The following is a 13,736-nucleotide window of genomic DNA, read 5'->3' as shown; positions in this document are numbered from 1 at the left end:
AAGAAACGCGAGCCGCGCGGGACCGTCGACTACTCGGCGTCTTCGGCGGCCGCGTCCAGCAACATCACCGCGCCGCCGAGGAGCGCGACGTTCTTCAGGAAGTTGATCTTGTTGCCGTGGCGCTCTTTCCCCTCCATCGTCCAGAAGTCGTGGATCGCGGGGGTCGTCCCGAGGAAGAACACGATCAGCGCCCCGGCGGACGCGCGCGGGAACTTCCAGAAGACGACGCCGAGGTTGGCGACGAACAGCATCCCGGTGACGAACGGGACGAGCACGTCGGGCATCGGGACGCCCTTCTCCTCGGCGACCGAGACCCGCTTCTCGTTGTTCTGGAACCCGTCGACGGCCATGTACGCGAGGATGCCGCCGTAGAGGGCGCGTCCGATCGCCGACGGGGGGCTCGCGGACGAGGCGGACTCCGCGGTCGGCGCCGCGTCGTCGGTCGAGGCCGCGTCGTCGTCGCTCACGCCGACACCACCTCGATGCGGCTGACGTTCGCGTCGACGCGTCCGACCGTCTCGTAGGCGCCGTCGTCGCCCCGGCGCATGATCCGGCCCTCGACGTCGTCGCGCTGGTCCGGCACGTCGAACAGCCCGGAGCCGCAGATCACGTCGCCGTCGTGGACGGCCCACGTCTCGACGACCTCGTGGGGCTCGCCCGGGAAGGGGACGCGCTCGAAGTCGCGGCCGAAGTTCGTCGACTCGAACAGCGCGACCCCGTGGTCGTCGTTAACCCACGCCGGCGGCGCCTCCTCGCCGCCGCAGAAGAAGACGGTGCCGTCGTGGACGAACACCCGCCGGACGTACGAGAAGTCGTTTCCGGCGTCGATCCGGCTCCACGACTCGCCCGCGTCGGTCGTCCGCCAGAGGCCGCCCTCGCCGACCGCGTGACCGAGCCCGAGGTTCTCCAGGTCATGGTCGAGGTAGCCGGTCGCCGCGAGCCAGACGTCCTCCGAGATCGGGAGGATCTGGTGGACGTCGTCGACGATCGTGTCGCGCCGGTCCGTCCACGTCTGCCCGGCGTCATCGCTGAGGTGGATCCCGCCGGCCTCGACGCCCGCGATCAGCCGCTCCGGTCGCCCCGGGACGACCTCGAGCGCCCGGAGCCTGGCGTAGTGGGGGTCGATCGGCGACTCCCAGTGGCCGCGCGAGGGCAGGTCGCGGAACCCCTTCAGCTCCGTCCACGTCTCCCCGTCGTCGACCGAGCGGAAGACGTACGGGTCGTTCGTCCCGGCGTACAGCGCCCCGTCGGCGGTCGCGAGGATCGACCAGACCTCGCTCTGGCCGGCGTGCCAGAAGCGGTCGCCGAGGGGGACCTCGAGGTCCTCCCACGTCTGCCCCCCGTCGCGTGAGCGGTACGCGCCCGTCGAGGAGGCGACGAAGACGCCCTCCGCGTGGTCCCACGACTTCACCGCGGTGACGACCTCGCAGTCGAGGACCCGCTCCGCGTCCGCCCGGTCGAACGGCACGTCGTCGACCCGGTACAGCCCGTCGTCCGTCCCGATCAAAAGTATCATACAGGAACACGTGCGTCGGACGCGTACTAAAGTTTTTACCAAGCTGTAAAACGCTAAGTGGCCGGGGGTGCAAGCGGAGAGCGACGAGGGACCGCCGGCGCGGCGAGCACGCCCGAACGGCGCGGCGCCGGCCGGTCCGACGCGCTACCATCCATGACCACACCCCACCCGACGAAGCGACCGACCGACGCGGCGCACCTCGACGACGACATCGACCTCCCGCGGGAGCTGCTCAACCTCCCGTGGATCGACATCCACAACCACGCGCACACGCTCTCGTGGGACGACCGCGAGCGCTACGCGCTCGCCGGCTGTCGCTCCATGCTCATGGTCGCGTCCGGCTACCACTGGACGCCGTACAAGCCGGTCGAGGCCGACGACGTCCGGTTCCTCTGGGACGACGCGATCAACCGCCGCGCGGCCATCGAGCGGAACCACTTCTTCGAGGCGAAGCTCGGGCTCGGCGTTCACACCGGCGTCCGCATCGAGAACCCCGACGAGCTGCTGACGGCGATGGACGCGTACTGCGCGCTCGACGAGGTCGTCGCGATCGGCGAGACCGGCGTCGTCCCCGCCGGCCACGTCGAGGGGTGGGCCCTCGAGGAGCAGCAGGCGGTCGTGGGGGCGCAGATGGAGCTCGCCCGTGACCACGGGCTCCCCGTGATCCTCCACACGCCGAACACGTCGGCGGAGTCGAAGCGACCGTACCGCGACGGGCTCGGCGTGACCCCCGGCTACGAGAAGAACGCGGGGCTCGGCACGGACCCCGTCCTCGACGGCGAGAACCCCGCGCTCGACGCGGTGCGGCTCGACGTGGAGGCGATGCGCGACGCCGGCCTCGACGACGAGCGCGTCGTCGCCTCCCACGCCGACCGCAACAACACCGAGTACCTGATGGAGCAGACCGACTGCTATCTGAGCTACACGATCGGTCACTCGTGGCTCGTCGGCGTCGACGCCGCCGACGTCGCCGACGCGATCGACGAGTACGGCCCCGACCGGATCATGGTCGACACCGACTGCGCGAACGTCCTCCGGACCGACCCGTACGCCCTCAAGCGCGCGATCTTCGAGCTGTACCGGTACGGGATCGACGTCGACGACATCCGCAAAGTGGTCCTGGAGAATCCGCGGGAAGTGTTCGGGTTCGAGGAGGAGTAGGCGGGATATTCCGACGGTACGAGACCGTGAAAGACGGAGACGGTTACTTATAAATAACGACGCGGTGGCGCGCGCCTGTGAGCGCCCTTTGGGTGCGAACAGCGCGTGCGAGGGAGTCGGTGGTCCGGAGCGAAGCGGAGGACCACCGACGAGGCTGGGGAGGTGTGAGGTGCGGTGCTGTGCGGGCGGGGTGGGACTCAAAGGGGCAGCCGGGAGGCGGGCGCAGGCGACGTAAGCACCGCAGGGAGCGAGCATCGCGAGCGACCGAGGAGCGCAGCGAGCGTGCGCCCGCCTCCCAGCTGGGGCTTTGGAGGTGTTCACCGCCCATCCGCCGGCGACTATTCATAGGTGAGCGGCTGGGGCTTTGGAGGTGTTCCCCGCCGATCCGATATCAACCATTTAGAACCGAGCGGCTCGGTCTCCGTAAGCGCTCCCCGCGCTAGCAACGATTTATAAACGGCGACCGACGACACCGCTCGATCAGTTATAAAGAGCCGACGGTGACGCTACGCGCCGTCGAACGCGAAGTCGGTGGTCAGCTCGCCGACGCCCTCCACGCCGACCGTGACGCTGTCGCCGTCCTCCAGAAGGACCGGCGGCTCGCGGTAGACGCCGACGCCGGGCGGCGTCCCGGTGAACAGCAGGTCGCCCGGCTTCAGCGTGAACGCCCGACTGCAGAAGGAGACGAGCTCGTCGATCCCGAAGATCAGGTTCGCCGTCGTCGACTCCTGGAGCCGCTCGCCGTTCACGTCCGCCCAGATCCCGAGGTCGTGGGGGTCGTCCACCTCGTCGGTGGTCACGATCTCCGGGCCGATCGGGGCGAACGAGTCGAGGCTCTTGCCGCGGACCCACTGGCCGTCGCCGTGCTGGAGGTCGCGCGCCGACACGTCGTTGCCGACGGTGAAGCCGGCGACGTACTCTAACGCCTCCTCCGGATCGACGCGGCGGACCTCCTCGCCAATGACGGCGACGAGCTCGGCCTCGTAGTCGACCTTCTGCGTCAGGTCCGGGTCCCACGAGACCGTGTCCTCCGGTCCCGTCACCGAGGTGGGGAACTTCGAGAAGAGGACGGGCTCGTCCGGGATCGGGTTGTCGCCCTCCTCGGCGTGGTCGCGGTAGTTGAGGCCGACGCAGACGACCTTCTGCGGGTGGGAGACGGGCGCCGCCCGCGAGACGTCGGCGGCGTCGTAGCGCCCGACGCCGGTCTCCGTCGCGTACTCGACCGCCAGCTCGGCCTTCCGGCGCCACTCCCAGTCGGCGAGCAGGCCGGTCGTTCCGCCGTCGATGTGGACCCCGGTGGCCGCGCCCGCCTCGGGGAGGTTGATCACGTCGCCGTCGTCGGTCGGTACGCCGCACCAGGGGGCTTCCGCGTCCGTCGTTCGGTATTGTCCGAGTCGCATTGAGATGTGGTGAGTGGTGAAATCGGGTCGTGCTGTCTACAGGTCGATGCCGGCCTCGTCGAGCAGGCGCTCGCCGGAGGCGACGAACCGGTCGAACTCCTCGTCGACCTTCGGGTTCGTCAGCGCGCCGTCGCGCTTGACGACCTCGCCGTCGACGAGCACCGTGTCGATGTGCGAGGGGTCGGCCTGGAAGACGACGGTCTGGACCGGCGAGTGCGAGGGCGCTGTCATGAAGTCCGAGGCGTCGAACAAGACGAGGTCGGCGCGCTTGCCGGGCGTGATCGTCCCGATCTCGTCGTCGAGCCCGAGCGCCTTCGCGCCCTCGATCGTCGCCATCTCGAGGGTGTCGCGCGCGGAAATGCTCACCTCGGTGACCTCCTCGTCGCCCTCGAGGACGGCCTGGTTGTCGAACATCCGCTGGAGCTGCATCCCGATCCGCATCTGGCTGCCCATGTCGCCGCTGACGTTCGAACAGACGTCGACGCCCCACGTCGGGCGCCCGCCGGCCTCGAGCACCTTCCCGGTGACGGGGATGCCGTGGCCCATCTGCATCTCGACCTCCGGCGTCGAGGAGAAGGAGACGCCCTGTTCGACGGCGTGGTCGACGTCCTCCTGCGAGAAGTGGTTCCCGTGGGCGACGTTGACGTCGGGCCCGAGCATGTCCTCGATGCAGCCGAACCCCTGGTAGTCCCCGCCGTACTCCGAGGACGGCCACAGCGCGGCGCCCATGTGGATCGTCGAGAGCACGCCCAGGTCCCGCGCCAGTTCCAGGTCGCCCCGGGCGGTCTCGTCGGTACAGAAGTCCGGTCCGCGGAGCCCGAGGGCGAGACTGAGCAGGTCGTCGTCGCGGATCTTCTCCTCGTAGAGGCTCTGGACGTTCTCCTCGGGGAGGCCGACGTCGCTCTCGTACCACCACTTCGCCGCGTCGTCGCCCGGCGGGCCGTAGGTGTACACCGCGCGCAGGCCGGTGTCCTGCAGCGCGTCGACGGCGCGTTCGCCGTGTTCGAGCGTGTTGGGGTACGACCAGTCCAGCGCGGTCGTCGTCCCCGTGTGGAGCTTCTCGAACGCACCGTAGAGCCCGCCGAGGTACATGTCCTCGGGCCGATACAGCCCGGTGATGTTGCCGAGCATGTGGTCGAAGTACTCGCCCATGAGCGACCAGTCCCCGGCGATCCCCCGCACCTGCGTCTGCGCGAGGTGGATGTGCGAGTCGACGAAGCCGGGGACGACGATCTGACCGGTGGCGTCGATGACCTCGGCGTTCTCGGTCGAGAGCCCGCGGCCGACGTCGACGATCTCGCCGTCCTCGATCAGCACGTCCGCCTCCTCCAGCTCTCCGACGTCGGGATCGAGAGAGACGACCGTCCCGTTCCGGATGATCTTTCGTGTCATGTCCGACTGTACCGTTTGACCAGGAGGTTAAAAATTTACTGTATGGTAAATCCGGCCGATCGGTGGGATCGCTTATGTATCTCACCGTCGGAGAGGGTCGTATGAGCGACTCCCGCGAGACCGTCTCCTCCAAGGACACCGAGGAGGTGATCATGGAGGCCACGTTCCGTGCGCTGAGCAAGCACGGGTACACGGACCTCCGGATGCGCGACATCGGCGAGGAGATGGACCTCACCCGACAGGTGATCCACTACCACTTCGACGGCAAGTACGACCTGCTGTCGTCGTTCCTCGAGTACGTCATCGACCAGTACGAGGGGAGCGTCGAGGTCCACGAGGACGACCCCCGCACGGAGCTCGACGCGCGGATCGATCAGTGCCTGTTCGGGCCGGAGTTCGAGGAGTTCTCCCACTGGGAGCGCATGAAGGTGTACCACGAGCTGTACACCCACGCGCAGAACGACGGCGACCACCGCGAGATATTCAACGAGCACTACGACCGCGTCCGCGGGAGCATCGTCGAGGTCGTCGAAGAGGGGATCGAACGGGGCGAGTTCGAGCCCGTCGACGCCGAGCGGATGGGGCAGCTCATCACCGACGTCATCCACGCCGCGCGCGGCCGCCGGATGGCGCTCGGCCACGAGGACGCGCCGGCCGAGGCGCGGAAGGCCATCGACCAGTTCATCCTCGACTCGCTGTACGCCGACGACTGACGGACGCGGCGCCGAGGGCCGACGACCGGGGAGTCGATCGAACGGTCGCCGGACCGCTCCCCGCCGGGGCCGGAACGGCGGACGGTTCGCCGATTCACTCGGTGACCCACAGCGCGACGGTGCCGGCCGCGGACACCGCGAGGACCACCGCGAGCAGACCGAACGCGGGCCGAAATCCGGCCGTATCGGCGACGACGCCGACGATTCCCGGCGCGAGCGCGCCGGCCCCCATCAGTAGCGTCCGAACGACGCCGAGCCCGCCGCCGGCGAGCCGCTCCGGAAGCAGCTCCATCAGGTACGCGCTTCGGACCGGCTGAAACCCGTGTGACCCGACGCCGAAACCGGCGACGGCGACGGCGGCCGCGACGACGCCGACGTCGAGGGGAGGGAGCAGTACGAGCGCCGCCAGCCCGGCCGCCGCCAGCCCGCTCGTCGCGACGATCACCGGGAACCGGCCCACCCGATCGGAGAGGTCACCGCTGAGGAGCTGGACGAGCGCGACCGCGAAGAGGACCGAATACAGGAGGCCCGCGGTCGAGGTCGCGAGCCCGAGTTCCTCGGAGAGGTACAGCGGGAGAAACGCGACGAGGCCGTTGTGAGCGAACGAGACTCCGACGGTCACCGAGACGAACGCCGAGAAGCGTCGGTCGCCGAACTGACGCAGGTATTCGCGTGCGCCCGTCGACTCGGATTCGCCCGAGTCGGTCGCGGGACTCTCCCTCGCGAAGCGCCCGCCGAGTCGGAGGGCGGAGACGAGCGCGAGCGCGAGGAAGCCGATCCCGGTCAGGAGGAAGAGCGCGCGCCAGTCGGCGCCGGGCAACCGGTCGAGGGCGAGCGCGAGCGCCGCCGGCGGCGAGAGGAACGCCACGACGACCGCGGGCGCGACGACCCCGCTCAGCGCGCCGAGCGTGTCGTGAATGCCGAGCATCCGCCCCATTCGAGCCGGGTAGACGCGAGCGAGCAGGCGCACGGCGACCGTCTTGTGGACGCCCGTCCCGACTCCGATGACGACCATCGCCGCGACGAGCGCCGCGAACGGCGAGTCGACGACGAGCGCGAGGGCGCCGACCCCCGCGACCGACGCGCCGGCGACGACCACGGGGACCGGACCGATCCGGTCGGCGACCGCGCCGCTGGGGAACTGCATCAGCGCGTACGCGATCATGAACCCCGAGAAGGCGGCCCCGATCGTGGCGTTGCTGAGGCCGTACGTCGACTGGAGCGGACCGAAGAGCGGCGGGAAGAGGTAGCGAGCGAACTTCCCGAGGAACCAGATGACCGAGACGAGGATCAGTGCGTCGTAGCCGCCGATCCGCCTGAGCTCCATCTATCGACCGTAGCCCAGTGGGACGGATAAGCGGTTTGAATACGGGTCGACAGCTCGGCGAGTCGCGTCCACGTCGGCCACCGAGGCGACCTTCGGCGCGGGGTATCGTCACCGCGACGCGGCGATCAGAACGGGCCCTTGCCGCCGCCCATCATGTCGCCGAGGCCGCCGCCGTCGCCGCCGCCCATCTTCTTCATCATCCGCTGCATGTCGCCCTCGCCCATCCCCTGGAACTGACTGATCGTCTGCTCCATCATGGAGTGCTGCTCTAAGAGCTGCCGGACCGTCTCCTCGTCGGTGCCGGAGCCGCGGGCGATCCGCTCGGTGCGCGACTGGCCGACGACGCGGGGGTTCGTCAGCTCCTCGTCGGTCATCGAGTCCATGATGCGCTCGAACTTGCGCATCCGGTCTTGGGTGACGTCCATCGCGTCGTCCGGGAGCTGGTCCATCATCCCGCCGCCCATCCCGGGGATCATGTCCATCACCTGGTCTAAGGGCCCCATCCGGTTCATCGCGTCCATCTGCTTTTTCATGTCCTTCAGGGTGAACTCCCCCTGGAGCATGTCCTCGGGGTCCCAGTCCTCGTCCTCCTCCTGGGCTTCCTGCATGGCGCGCTCGACGCGCTCGGAGAGCTGCTTGAGGTCGCCCATCCCGAGCAGCCGGGAGATGAAGCCGGAGGGCTCGAACCGCTCGATGTCTTGCACCGTCTCGCCGGTTCCGAGGAAGGCGATCGAGGAGTCGGTCTCGTTGACCGCGGTCAGGGCGCCCCCGCCCTTCGCCGTCCCGTCGAGCTTGGTGATCATCACGCCCTCGATCCCGATCGACTCCTCGAACTGGCGGGCCTGCTCCTTCGCGCCCTGCCCGATCGCGGCGTCGAGCACGAGGAGCGAGCGGTCGGGGTCGACCGCGCGCTCGATCTCCTCGATCTCCGCGATGAGGTCGTCCTCGAGCGCGTGTCGGCCCGCGGTGTCGACGATGTGGACGTCGGCGTCTTCGGTCTCTTCGAGGCCCGTCCGCGCGATGTCGACGGGATCGTCGTTGTCGGGGTTCCCGTAGAAGTCGACCTCCGCGCGCTCGCACATCTGCTTGGCCTGGTCGTACGCGCCCGGCCGGAAGGTGTCGGTCTGGATGACGGCGGGGCGGAGCCCCTTCTTCGAGAACCACCACGCCATCTTCGCGGCGGAGGTCGTCTTCCCCGACCCCTGGAGGCCGGCGAGGAGGATCGTCTGGTTCTCCAAGGGGAGCTCCGTCGAGTCCCCGACGAGGTCGACCATCTCCTCGTAGACGATCTTGAGGACGTGGTCCTTCGCCGTGGTGCCGCCCGGCGGCTCCTCCTCGAGCGCGCGGGTCTTGATCGAGTCCGACAGCTCCATGACGAGGGAGACGTCGACGTCGGCCGAGAGGAGCGAGCGCTGGATCTCCTTGACGATCTCCTCGACGTCGCTCTCGGAGAGGCGGGTCTTCCCCTGGAGCTTGTCGAGGCTGCTCCGCAGGGACGAACCGAGGTCGTCGAGTACCATTTGCCGGAGATAGGCGGGCGACGCGGTAAAGCTTTGTTCGTCGGCGTCGCCGTTCGTTCGTCGGCGTCGTCGAGAAGGCGGCCTCGAGACCGAGCGGTCCGCTCTGCTCAGATATGCCCGGCGATGTGTCGCTCCAGTCGGGTCACGAGCTCCGAGCGGAACGTCCAGAAGCCGTCCCAGACGTTTGGTTCGTCCTCGATCGCGAGCAGCGCGACGTGGTCGCCGTCGCCGCCCTCCGGCGGCGTGAACACGACGAACCACGACCGCCGGTACGGGTAGGAGGTGCCGGCGTGGACCGTCAGCGGGAGCCCCGAGAGCTCCGTCGGGTCGCCGACGCCGTAGACGTGGACGTCGACGCCGGCGTCGGCGACCCGCTCGTACACCGCGTTCGTCCCGCGCTCGTCGTTGATCCGCGAGAGCCGCTGGAACGAGGCCCGGAGCGTCCCCCCGCCGCTCTCGGCGGCGATCCGCTCTATCACCCGCGAGACGACGATCAACAGGAGCTTCTCTTTGCTCGACGCCGGGTATCCCCGGACCCGAAACGGGACCTCGTCGAGCCCCCGAAGCACGTCGGGAAGCGCGATCTCGTCGAGCTCGACCGCCCCGGTCTTGTACAGGTCGGAGTTGATGAGCAGCACCGACTCGAGGAGCTCGTCGAGCGTCGACCGCGCGATCACGTCGCCGTCCTCGACCAGCGCGACGACGTCGGCGTCGCCCGCGTCCCCGGTCTCCGTCTCCGCGATCCCCACCGGCTGGCCGTCGAGCAGCGAGTCGAGCAGGTTCCGAACCGGGTCCGGCGACGACCGGTTCAACACGACGAGGTGCCGGTCGGGCGCCTCGATATCGTCGAAAAAGGAGCGGAGCGACTCAGCCATGTGCGCCACTCCGGCCGAACGCGACAAAGTCCTTACTCACGGCCGCGGTCGTCGACGAGCCGCGCGCCCGCGGCGTCGATCCGACACACCTGGGGGTCGTACCCCGCGTCGGAGAGTCCGGTGCCGAGCGCGAAAACGGTGCGGCCGAGCATCGCCATGGCCGCCCCGCGGTCGTCGGGCTCACCGCCGGAGTCGCCGCCGGCGGCGTCGACCGCCGCGATCGCCTCCGCGACCTCGGGGACGAGGAGGTCCGCCTCGCGGGCGAACGCGCGGGCGGCCTCCATCAGCGTCGGGAGCCGCGGGTCGGCGCGGAGCCGGTCGAGCGCGTCCTCGCCGGCCGCGGAGAGGACGGTGGTGTCGCCGCCGAGGACCCCCTCCGTCGACAGCTCGCCGAAGGTGACGTACTCCACGCGGGCGGGCGCGGGAACCCCATCGAGCTCCCCGACGCCCGGCGCGCCCGGCTGCACACGTATCGGGACCCCGCCGCGCGCCTGCGCGACCACGTCCCCGAGGCCGGTGCCCCGCCCCACCTCCGCCTCGTGGGCGATCCGGACCAGTTCGTTCTCGGAGCGCCCGCGGTCGAGGGCGTCGTTGGCCGCGAGCGCCGCGCCGAGCGCCGCGGCGCCGGAGACGCCGAAGCCGGCGCCGATCGGGAGGTCGGTCTCGACCGCGACGTCGACGGGAACCGCGTCGTCGCTCGCGTCGCCGTCACCCGCACCGCCCGCGTCGTCGTCGCTCGCGCCGCCCCCGGCCCCCAGCGCCGCGAGCACGTCCTCGGCCGCGCCGATCGTTCCCGGCTCGCCGTCGATCGTGCGGGACCCGGCGTCGCCGTCGGTCGCGGGGTCGTCTCGTCCCGAACCGTCGATCCCCGCGGTCGACACCTCGACCGTCACCCCGTCGGTGAGGGCGAGGCCGGCCCCGCGCGAGCCGGCGGCCGCGGGACGCTCGGCCGGGTGCGCGCTGAAGAAGGCGGTGACGTGCCCGGGGACGAATGCGGTCGCCCGCTGCCTGCTCATGCCGGACCGGAGGACCGCGCGTCGATTAACGGTTGTTATCCGCGGCGAGGCGACCGCCGACACCGCAGGCGGTAAATAGCCCCCACCCAAAGCCGCGTCGTATGCGAGACCAGTTGCGTCCCGTCCTCGCCGCCGTCCTCGCGCTGGCGTTCCCGGGGCTCGGGCACCTCCTCTTGCGCCGATGGGGGCGGGCGCTGCTGTGGCACGTCACGATCGTCGGCGGCAGCGTGGCCCTGCTCGCGCTCTACGACGTCGACGCCGGCGGGTCGACCGCGTCGCCGTTCGAGGCCGCCGCAGCGCTGCCGTCCGAGGTCACGCTCCCCATCGCCCTCCTCACCGTGCTGTCGTCGATCGACGCCTACGTCGTCGGGCGGGCGGACGTCGCCGAGCGGAAGCGCGCCGACGCGACCGCGGAGGCGGTGCGACGCCGCGCCGCGAGCGCGGACGACGACGGGAACGCCGCCGGTTCGCCCGTCGCCGAACTCACCGGCGAGGACGGCGAGGCCGTGCGGGTCGAGTGCCCGAACTGCGGGAAGGAGACCGACGCCGAGCTCGACTTCTGTCACTGGTGTACGGAGCCGCTCCCGTGGAGCGAGGCCGAGTGAGTCGCCCCGGACGCGAGCTTCCGGGATCTCGCCGCGCCGTGTTCGAATCGTCGGTGCCGAGCCCGCGCGCGCAGTGCTGACGACTGGTTGACAGCCGAGGTGCCTATTTGTCCCTCCGCCGCGTGTCGTTCGTATGGAACACGCAGAGTACGTGTACACGAGCGGCATGTCCGAGTCCGACGTCGACGGCCGCCTCCGGGCGGGCGAGCACGGAGTCCTCGGACTCGCAGACGGCGACGACGCGTACGCCGTCCCGCTGAGCTACCACTACGACGGCGACCGGTTCCTCCTCCGCGTGAGCGAGCACGACGGTGACGGCGAGAAGGGGAAGTTCATCGAGACGACCGAGACCGCCACGTTCGTGTGCTACGAGGGCTCGGCGACGGAGTCGTGGAGCGTTCAGGTCCGCGGCCCGCTCCGGGAGTGGCAAGGGGACGTCGACGAGAAAACGCTCAACGAGTGGTTTCCGCCGTTTCGGCTGTTCGACGAAGCGGTCGAGCGCGTCGGGTTCTCGCTGTACGAACTGGGGATGGAGACGGTCGTCGGCCGAGAGACGGTCGAATAGTTTCTCACCGTTGATAACTGCGGAGGAACTATCATATATTCCGACGGCGACCGTGACGGTACGGACGCGAACGACGGACGGAACATGAGTCTGAATCCACGGCAATACGACGTACGGGAGCTGCGCCGGATCGCGGACGCACCGCGTGACGGCGCGGACGGAGCGCCTCGGGAGCGGTCGCTTCGTCAGCCGAACCGGAGCCGAGCGGAGCGGGCGGCCCGCTCGGCCGCGTTCACCGAGCTGCTCCAGCGTCAGCGAGGGCTGCGGCTGTCCGGCGACGGGGACCGCCCCGCCGACGCCGGAGACCGCCCGTACCTGCGGGCGGTCCCGGCATCGCCGGACGCGGAGCGCGAGGTCGGCGAGTGGCTCGGCTACCTCGTCGACGTCGGCGGCCGCCTGCGGAGCCGCGACGCGCTGTCGTACTACGCCGAGCTCGGCTGGGTCGCCCCCGACGCGGCCGACGCGCTGGCGCGTCGGCTGGAGGGGTTCGACGCCCCGCGCCACGACCGGCCCTTCACCCCCGCGGACCACCGGATCAGCCTCGTCTCCATCGTCCGGATCGCTTCGTGTGCGAGTGAATCATGAGCGACGACGACGAATCCACGGAGATCGACGGTACAGACGGCCCGGACGCGGTCGGCGTGAAACTCGGCAGCACCCGGACGGTGCTCGACCTCCCCGACGGGCGGGGCGGCCGCGAGCGCCGCTCGACGCTGACCTGTCTGGCGACGTACGAGGACGCCATCACGGGCGAGGAGAAGGTCCTCTTCGGAGAGGAGGCCGCGATCGAGTACCCTGACACGGTGCGATTCATGCTCCGGTCGGGGCTGCCGGAGGACGACGAGAGCGTCGCCGACGCGGAGCGGTTCTTCGAGGCCGTCGTCGACGCTCACGAGGTTCCCGAGGACAGCGCCGTCGTCTACGCGGTCCCCACCATCGACAACGAGGCGGGCGTGCGGAACCTCAAGTCGGTGATCGAGGGCTCCTCGATCGGCGGAGTCGAGACGCGGAGCTACCCCGAGTCGCTGTGCGGGGCGATCCCCGCTTACGGCGACGACCTGGCCGCCATCGACGAGGTGTTCGTCTCGATCAACATGGGGTCGACGACGCTGGAGGCGTGCGCCTACCGGCGCGGCGAGCAGCTCTCGCCGTTCTCGACCGGCTCGGTGACGGGCAACGAGGTCGACCGCCGGATCGTCGCCGCCGTCGAGGAGGAGAGCCAGGGCCGCGTCCACATCGACCGGACGACCGCCCGGGAGTACAAGGAGGAGCACGCCGACGTGTACGACTTCGAGCCGTTCACCGACGTGATCCAACAGCCCGGCGGCGGGAGCCACGAATTCACCGTCGACCGCGGCGTGCGCGAGCCGGTCGACCGCTACATCGACGAGGCGGTCGACGTCGTCGCCAACGAGTTCCTCCCGGAGCTCGCGAACGACCACATGAAGCCGTACCAGCTCGCGCTGGGCCGGCCGGTCGCGGCGACCGGCGGCATGGCCTGCATCCCCGGCCTCACCGAGGAGTTCGAGAAGCGGCTCGCGGCCGAGCTCGACCGCGACGTCGAGGTCGTCTCGCCCGACGACCCCGCGACCGCCGCCGCGGAGGGCGCCGGTCGGATCGCCGAGCGCCTGATCTGAGCGGTCGTC

The 13,736-nt window shown here is 70.0% G+C and carries 14 protein-coding genes; 6 read left to right on the top strand and 8 right to left on the bottom strand.

Features of this window, described 5'->3' with window-relative positions; all coding sequences use genetic code 11:
• Positions 1-29: 29 nt before the first annotated feature.
• The gene (locus tag B4V04_RS07345; protein WP_498230469.1) at positions 30-467 is read right to left on the bottom strand and encodes a DoxX family protein; all 438 of its coding nucleotides are present in this window, start codon (positions 465-467) and stop codon (positions 30-32) included.
• Positions 464-1,516: a WD40/YVTN/BNR-like repeat-containing protein gene (locus B4V04_RS07340; RefSeq protein WP_498230468.1), complete on the bottom strand. Its 1,053-nt coding sequence runs from the start codon at positions 1,514-1,516 to the stop codon at positions 464-466. The genes B4V04_RS07345 and B4V04_RS07340 overlap by 4 nt, the downstream gene beginning before the upstream one ends.
• A 153-nt stretch (positions 1,517-1,669) precedes the next feature.
• On the opposite strand from B4V04_RS07340, the gene B4V04_RS07335 reads away from it, so the two are divergent.
• Positions 1,670-2,677, top strand: coding sequence for a TatD family hydrolase (locus B4V04_RS07335; protein WP_498230467.1), 1,008 nt, complete (start codon positions 1,670-1,672; stop codon positions 2,675-2,677).
• Positions 2,678-3,183: 506 nt separating this feature from the next.
• On the opposite strand, the gene B4V04_RS07330 is transcribed toward B4V04_RS07335, so the two are convergent.
• Positions 3,184-4,077: a fumarylacetoacetate hydrolase family protein gene (locus tag B4V04_RS07330; RefSeq protein ID WP_498230465.1), complete on the bottom strand. Its 894-nt coding sequence runs from the start codon at positions 4,075-4,077 to the stop codon at positions 3,184-3,186.
• A 36-nt stretch (positions 4,078-4,113) separates the two neighbouring features.
• Complete coding sequence (locus B4V04_RS07325) at positions 4,114-5,469, bottom strand: amidohydrolase family protein (RefSeq protein WP_498230463.1); 1,356 nt, start codon at positions 5,467-5,469, stop codon at positions 4,114-4,116.
• 101 nt (positions 5,470-5,570) lie between these two features.
• Between B4V04_RS07325 and B4V04_RS07320 the strand changes: the two genes are divergently transcribed.
• Complete coding sequence (locus tag B4V04_RS07320) at positions 5,571-6,182, top strand: TetR/AcrR family transcriptional regulator (RefSeq protein ID WP_498230461.1); 612 nt, start codon at positions 5,571-5,573, stop codon at positions 6,180-6,182.
• Positions 6,183-6,276: 94 nt separating this feature from the next.
• Here the strand turns inward: B4V04_RS07320 and B4V04_RS07315 are convergent, their stop codons facing one another.
• The 4 genes from B4V04_RS07315 to B4V04_RS07300 all read right to left on the bottom strand — a co-directional run bounded on the left by B4V04_RS07315 (position 6,277) and on the right by B4V04_RS07300 (position 10,920).
• Positions 6,277-7,509 carry an MFS transporter gene (locus tag B4V04_RS07315; protein WP_498230459.1) on the bottom strand — a complete coding sequence of 411 codons (1,233 nt, stop codon included), beginning with the start codon at positions 7,507-7,509 and terminating at the stop codon, positions 6,277-6,279.
• 125 nt (positions 7,510-7,634) lie between these two features.
• Complete coding sequence (locus B4V04_RS07310; RefSeq protein ID WP_498230457.1) at positions 7,635-9,029, bottom strand: signal recognition particle protein Srp54; 1,395 nt, start codon at positions 9,027-9,029, stop codon at positions 7,635-7,637.
• Positions 9,030-9,136: 107 nt separating this feature from the next.
• Positions 9,137-9,904 (bottom strand): DICT sensory domain-containing protein, encoded by a 768-nt coding sequence (locus B4V04_RS07305; RefSeq protein WP_498230455.1) that lies wholly within the window; start codon positions 9,902-9,904, stop codon positions 9,137-9,139.
• 32 nt (positions 9,905-9,936) lie between these two features.
• Positions 9,937-10,920: a pantoate kinase gene (locus B4V04_RS07300; RefSeq protein WP_498230453.1), complete on the bottom strand. Its 984-nt coding sequence runs from the start codon at positions 10,918-10,920 to the stop codon at positions 9,937-9,939.
• Positions 10,921-11,021: 101 nt separating this feature from the next.
• On the opposite strand from B4V04_RS07300, the gene B4V04_RS07295 reads away from it, so the two are divergent.
• The 4 genes from B4V04_RS07295 to B4V04_RS07280 all read left to right on the top strand — a co-directional run bounded on the left by B4V04_RS07295 (position 11,022) and on the right by B4V04_RS07280 (position 13,727).
• On the top strand, positions 11,022-11,525 hold the full coding sequence (locus tag B4V04_RS07295) for a DUF7575 domain-containing protein (RefSeq protein WP_498230451.1): 504 nt from the start codon (positions 11,022-11,024) through the stop codon (positions 11,523-11,525).
• Positions 11,526-11,658: 133 nt separating this feature from the next.
• A complete protein-coding gene (locus tag B4V04_RS07290; protein WP_498230449.1) occupies positions 11,659-12,090 on the top strand; it encodes a pyridoxamine 5'-phosphate oxidase family protein in 432 nt (143 codons plus the stop codon).
• A gap of 84 nt (positions 12,091-12,174) precedes the next feature.
• On the top strand, positions 12,175-12,675 hold the full coding sequence (locus B4V04_RS07285) for a FlaD/FlaE family flagellar protein (RefSeq protein WP_498230448.1): 501 nt from the start codon (positions 12,175-12,177) through the stop codon (positions 12,673-12,675).
• Positions 12,672-13,727, top strand: a complete 1,056-nt coding sequence (locus B4V04_RS07280; protein ID WP_498230447.1) for an actin-like salactin — start codon at positions 12,672-12,674, stop codon at positions 13,725-13,727. Before B4V04_RS07285 ends, B4V04_RS07280 begins: the two co-directional genes overlap by 4 nt.
• Positions 13,728-13,736 lie beyond the last annotated feature (9 nt).

It is taken from the genome of Halorubrum sp. B52 (assembly GCF_059752555.1).
Note: the sequence above shows the minus strand (reverse complement) of the source record. Positions and strands in the feature narration are given on the sequence as shown.

What these genes read in the sequence shown, in the direction of transcription:
- B4V04_RS07340 (WP_498230468.1), bottom strand. Translation starts at nt 1,516, where the DNA reads ATGATACTTTTGATCGGGACGGACGACGGGCTGTACCGGGTCGACGAC.
- B4V04_RS07335 (WP_498230467.1), top strand. Translation starts at nt 1,670, where the DNA reads ATGACCACACCCCACCCGACGAAGCGACCGACCGACGCGGCGCACCTC.
- B4V04_RS07330 (WP_498230465.1), bottom strand. Translation starts at nt 4,077, where the DNA reads ATGCGACTCGGACAATACCGAACGACGGACGCGGAAGCCCCCTGGTGC.
- B4V04_RS07325 (WP_498230463.1), bottom strand. Translation starts at nt 5,469, where the DNA reads ATGACACGAAAGATCATCCGGAACGGGACGGTCGTCTCTCTCGATCCC.
- B4V04_RS07320 (WP_498230461.1), top strand. Translation starts at nt 5,571, where the DNA reads ATGAGCGACTCCCGCGAGACCGTCTCCTCCAAGGACACCGAGGAGGTG.
- B4V04_RS07315 (WP_498230459.1), bottom strand. Translation starts at nt 7,509, where the DNA reads ATGGAGCTCAGGCGGATCGGCGGCTACGACGCACTGATCCTCGTCTCG.
- B4V04_RS07310 (WP_498230457.1), bottom strand. Translation starts at nt 9,029, where the DNA reads ATGGTACTCGACGACCTCGGTTCGTCCCTGCGGAGCAGCCTCGACAAG.
- B4V04_RS07305 (WP_498230455.1), bottom strand. Translation starts at nt 9,904, where the DNA reads ATGGCTGAGTCGCTCCGCTCCTTTTTCGACGATATCGAGGCGCCCGAC.
- B4V04_RS07300 (WP_498230453.1), bottom strand. Translation starts at nt 10,920, where the DNA reads ATGAGCAGGCAGCGGGCGACCGCATTCGTCCCCGGGCACGTCACCGCC.
- B4V04_RS07295 (WP_498230451.1), top strand. Translation starts at nt 11,022, where the DNA reads ATGCGAGACCAGTTGCGTCCCGTCCTCGCCGCCGTCCTCGCGCTGGCG.
- B4V04_RS07290 (WP_498230449.1), top strand. Translation starts at nt 11,659, where the DNA reads ATGGAACACGCAGAGTACGTGTACACGAGCGGCATGTCCGAGTCCGAC.
- B4V04_RS07285 (WP_498230448.1), top strand. Translation starts at nt 12,175, where the DNA reads ATGAGTCTGAATCCACGGCAATACGACGTACGGGAGCTGCGCCGGATC.
- B4V04_RS07280 (WP_498230447.1), top strand. Translation starts at nt 12,672, where the DNA reads ATGAGCGACGACGACGAATCCACGGAGATCGACGGTACAGACGGCCCG.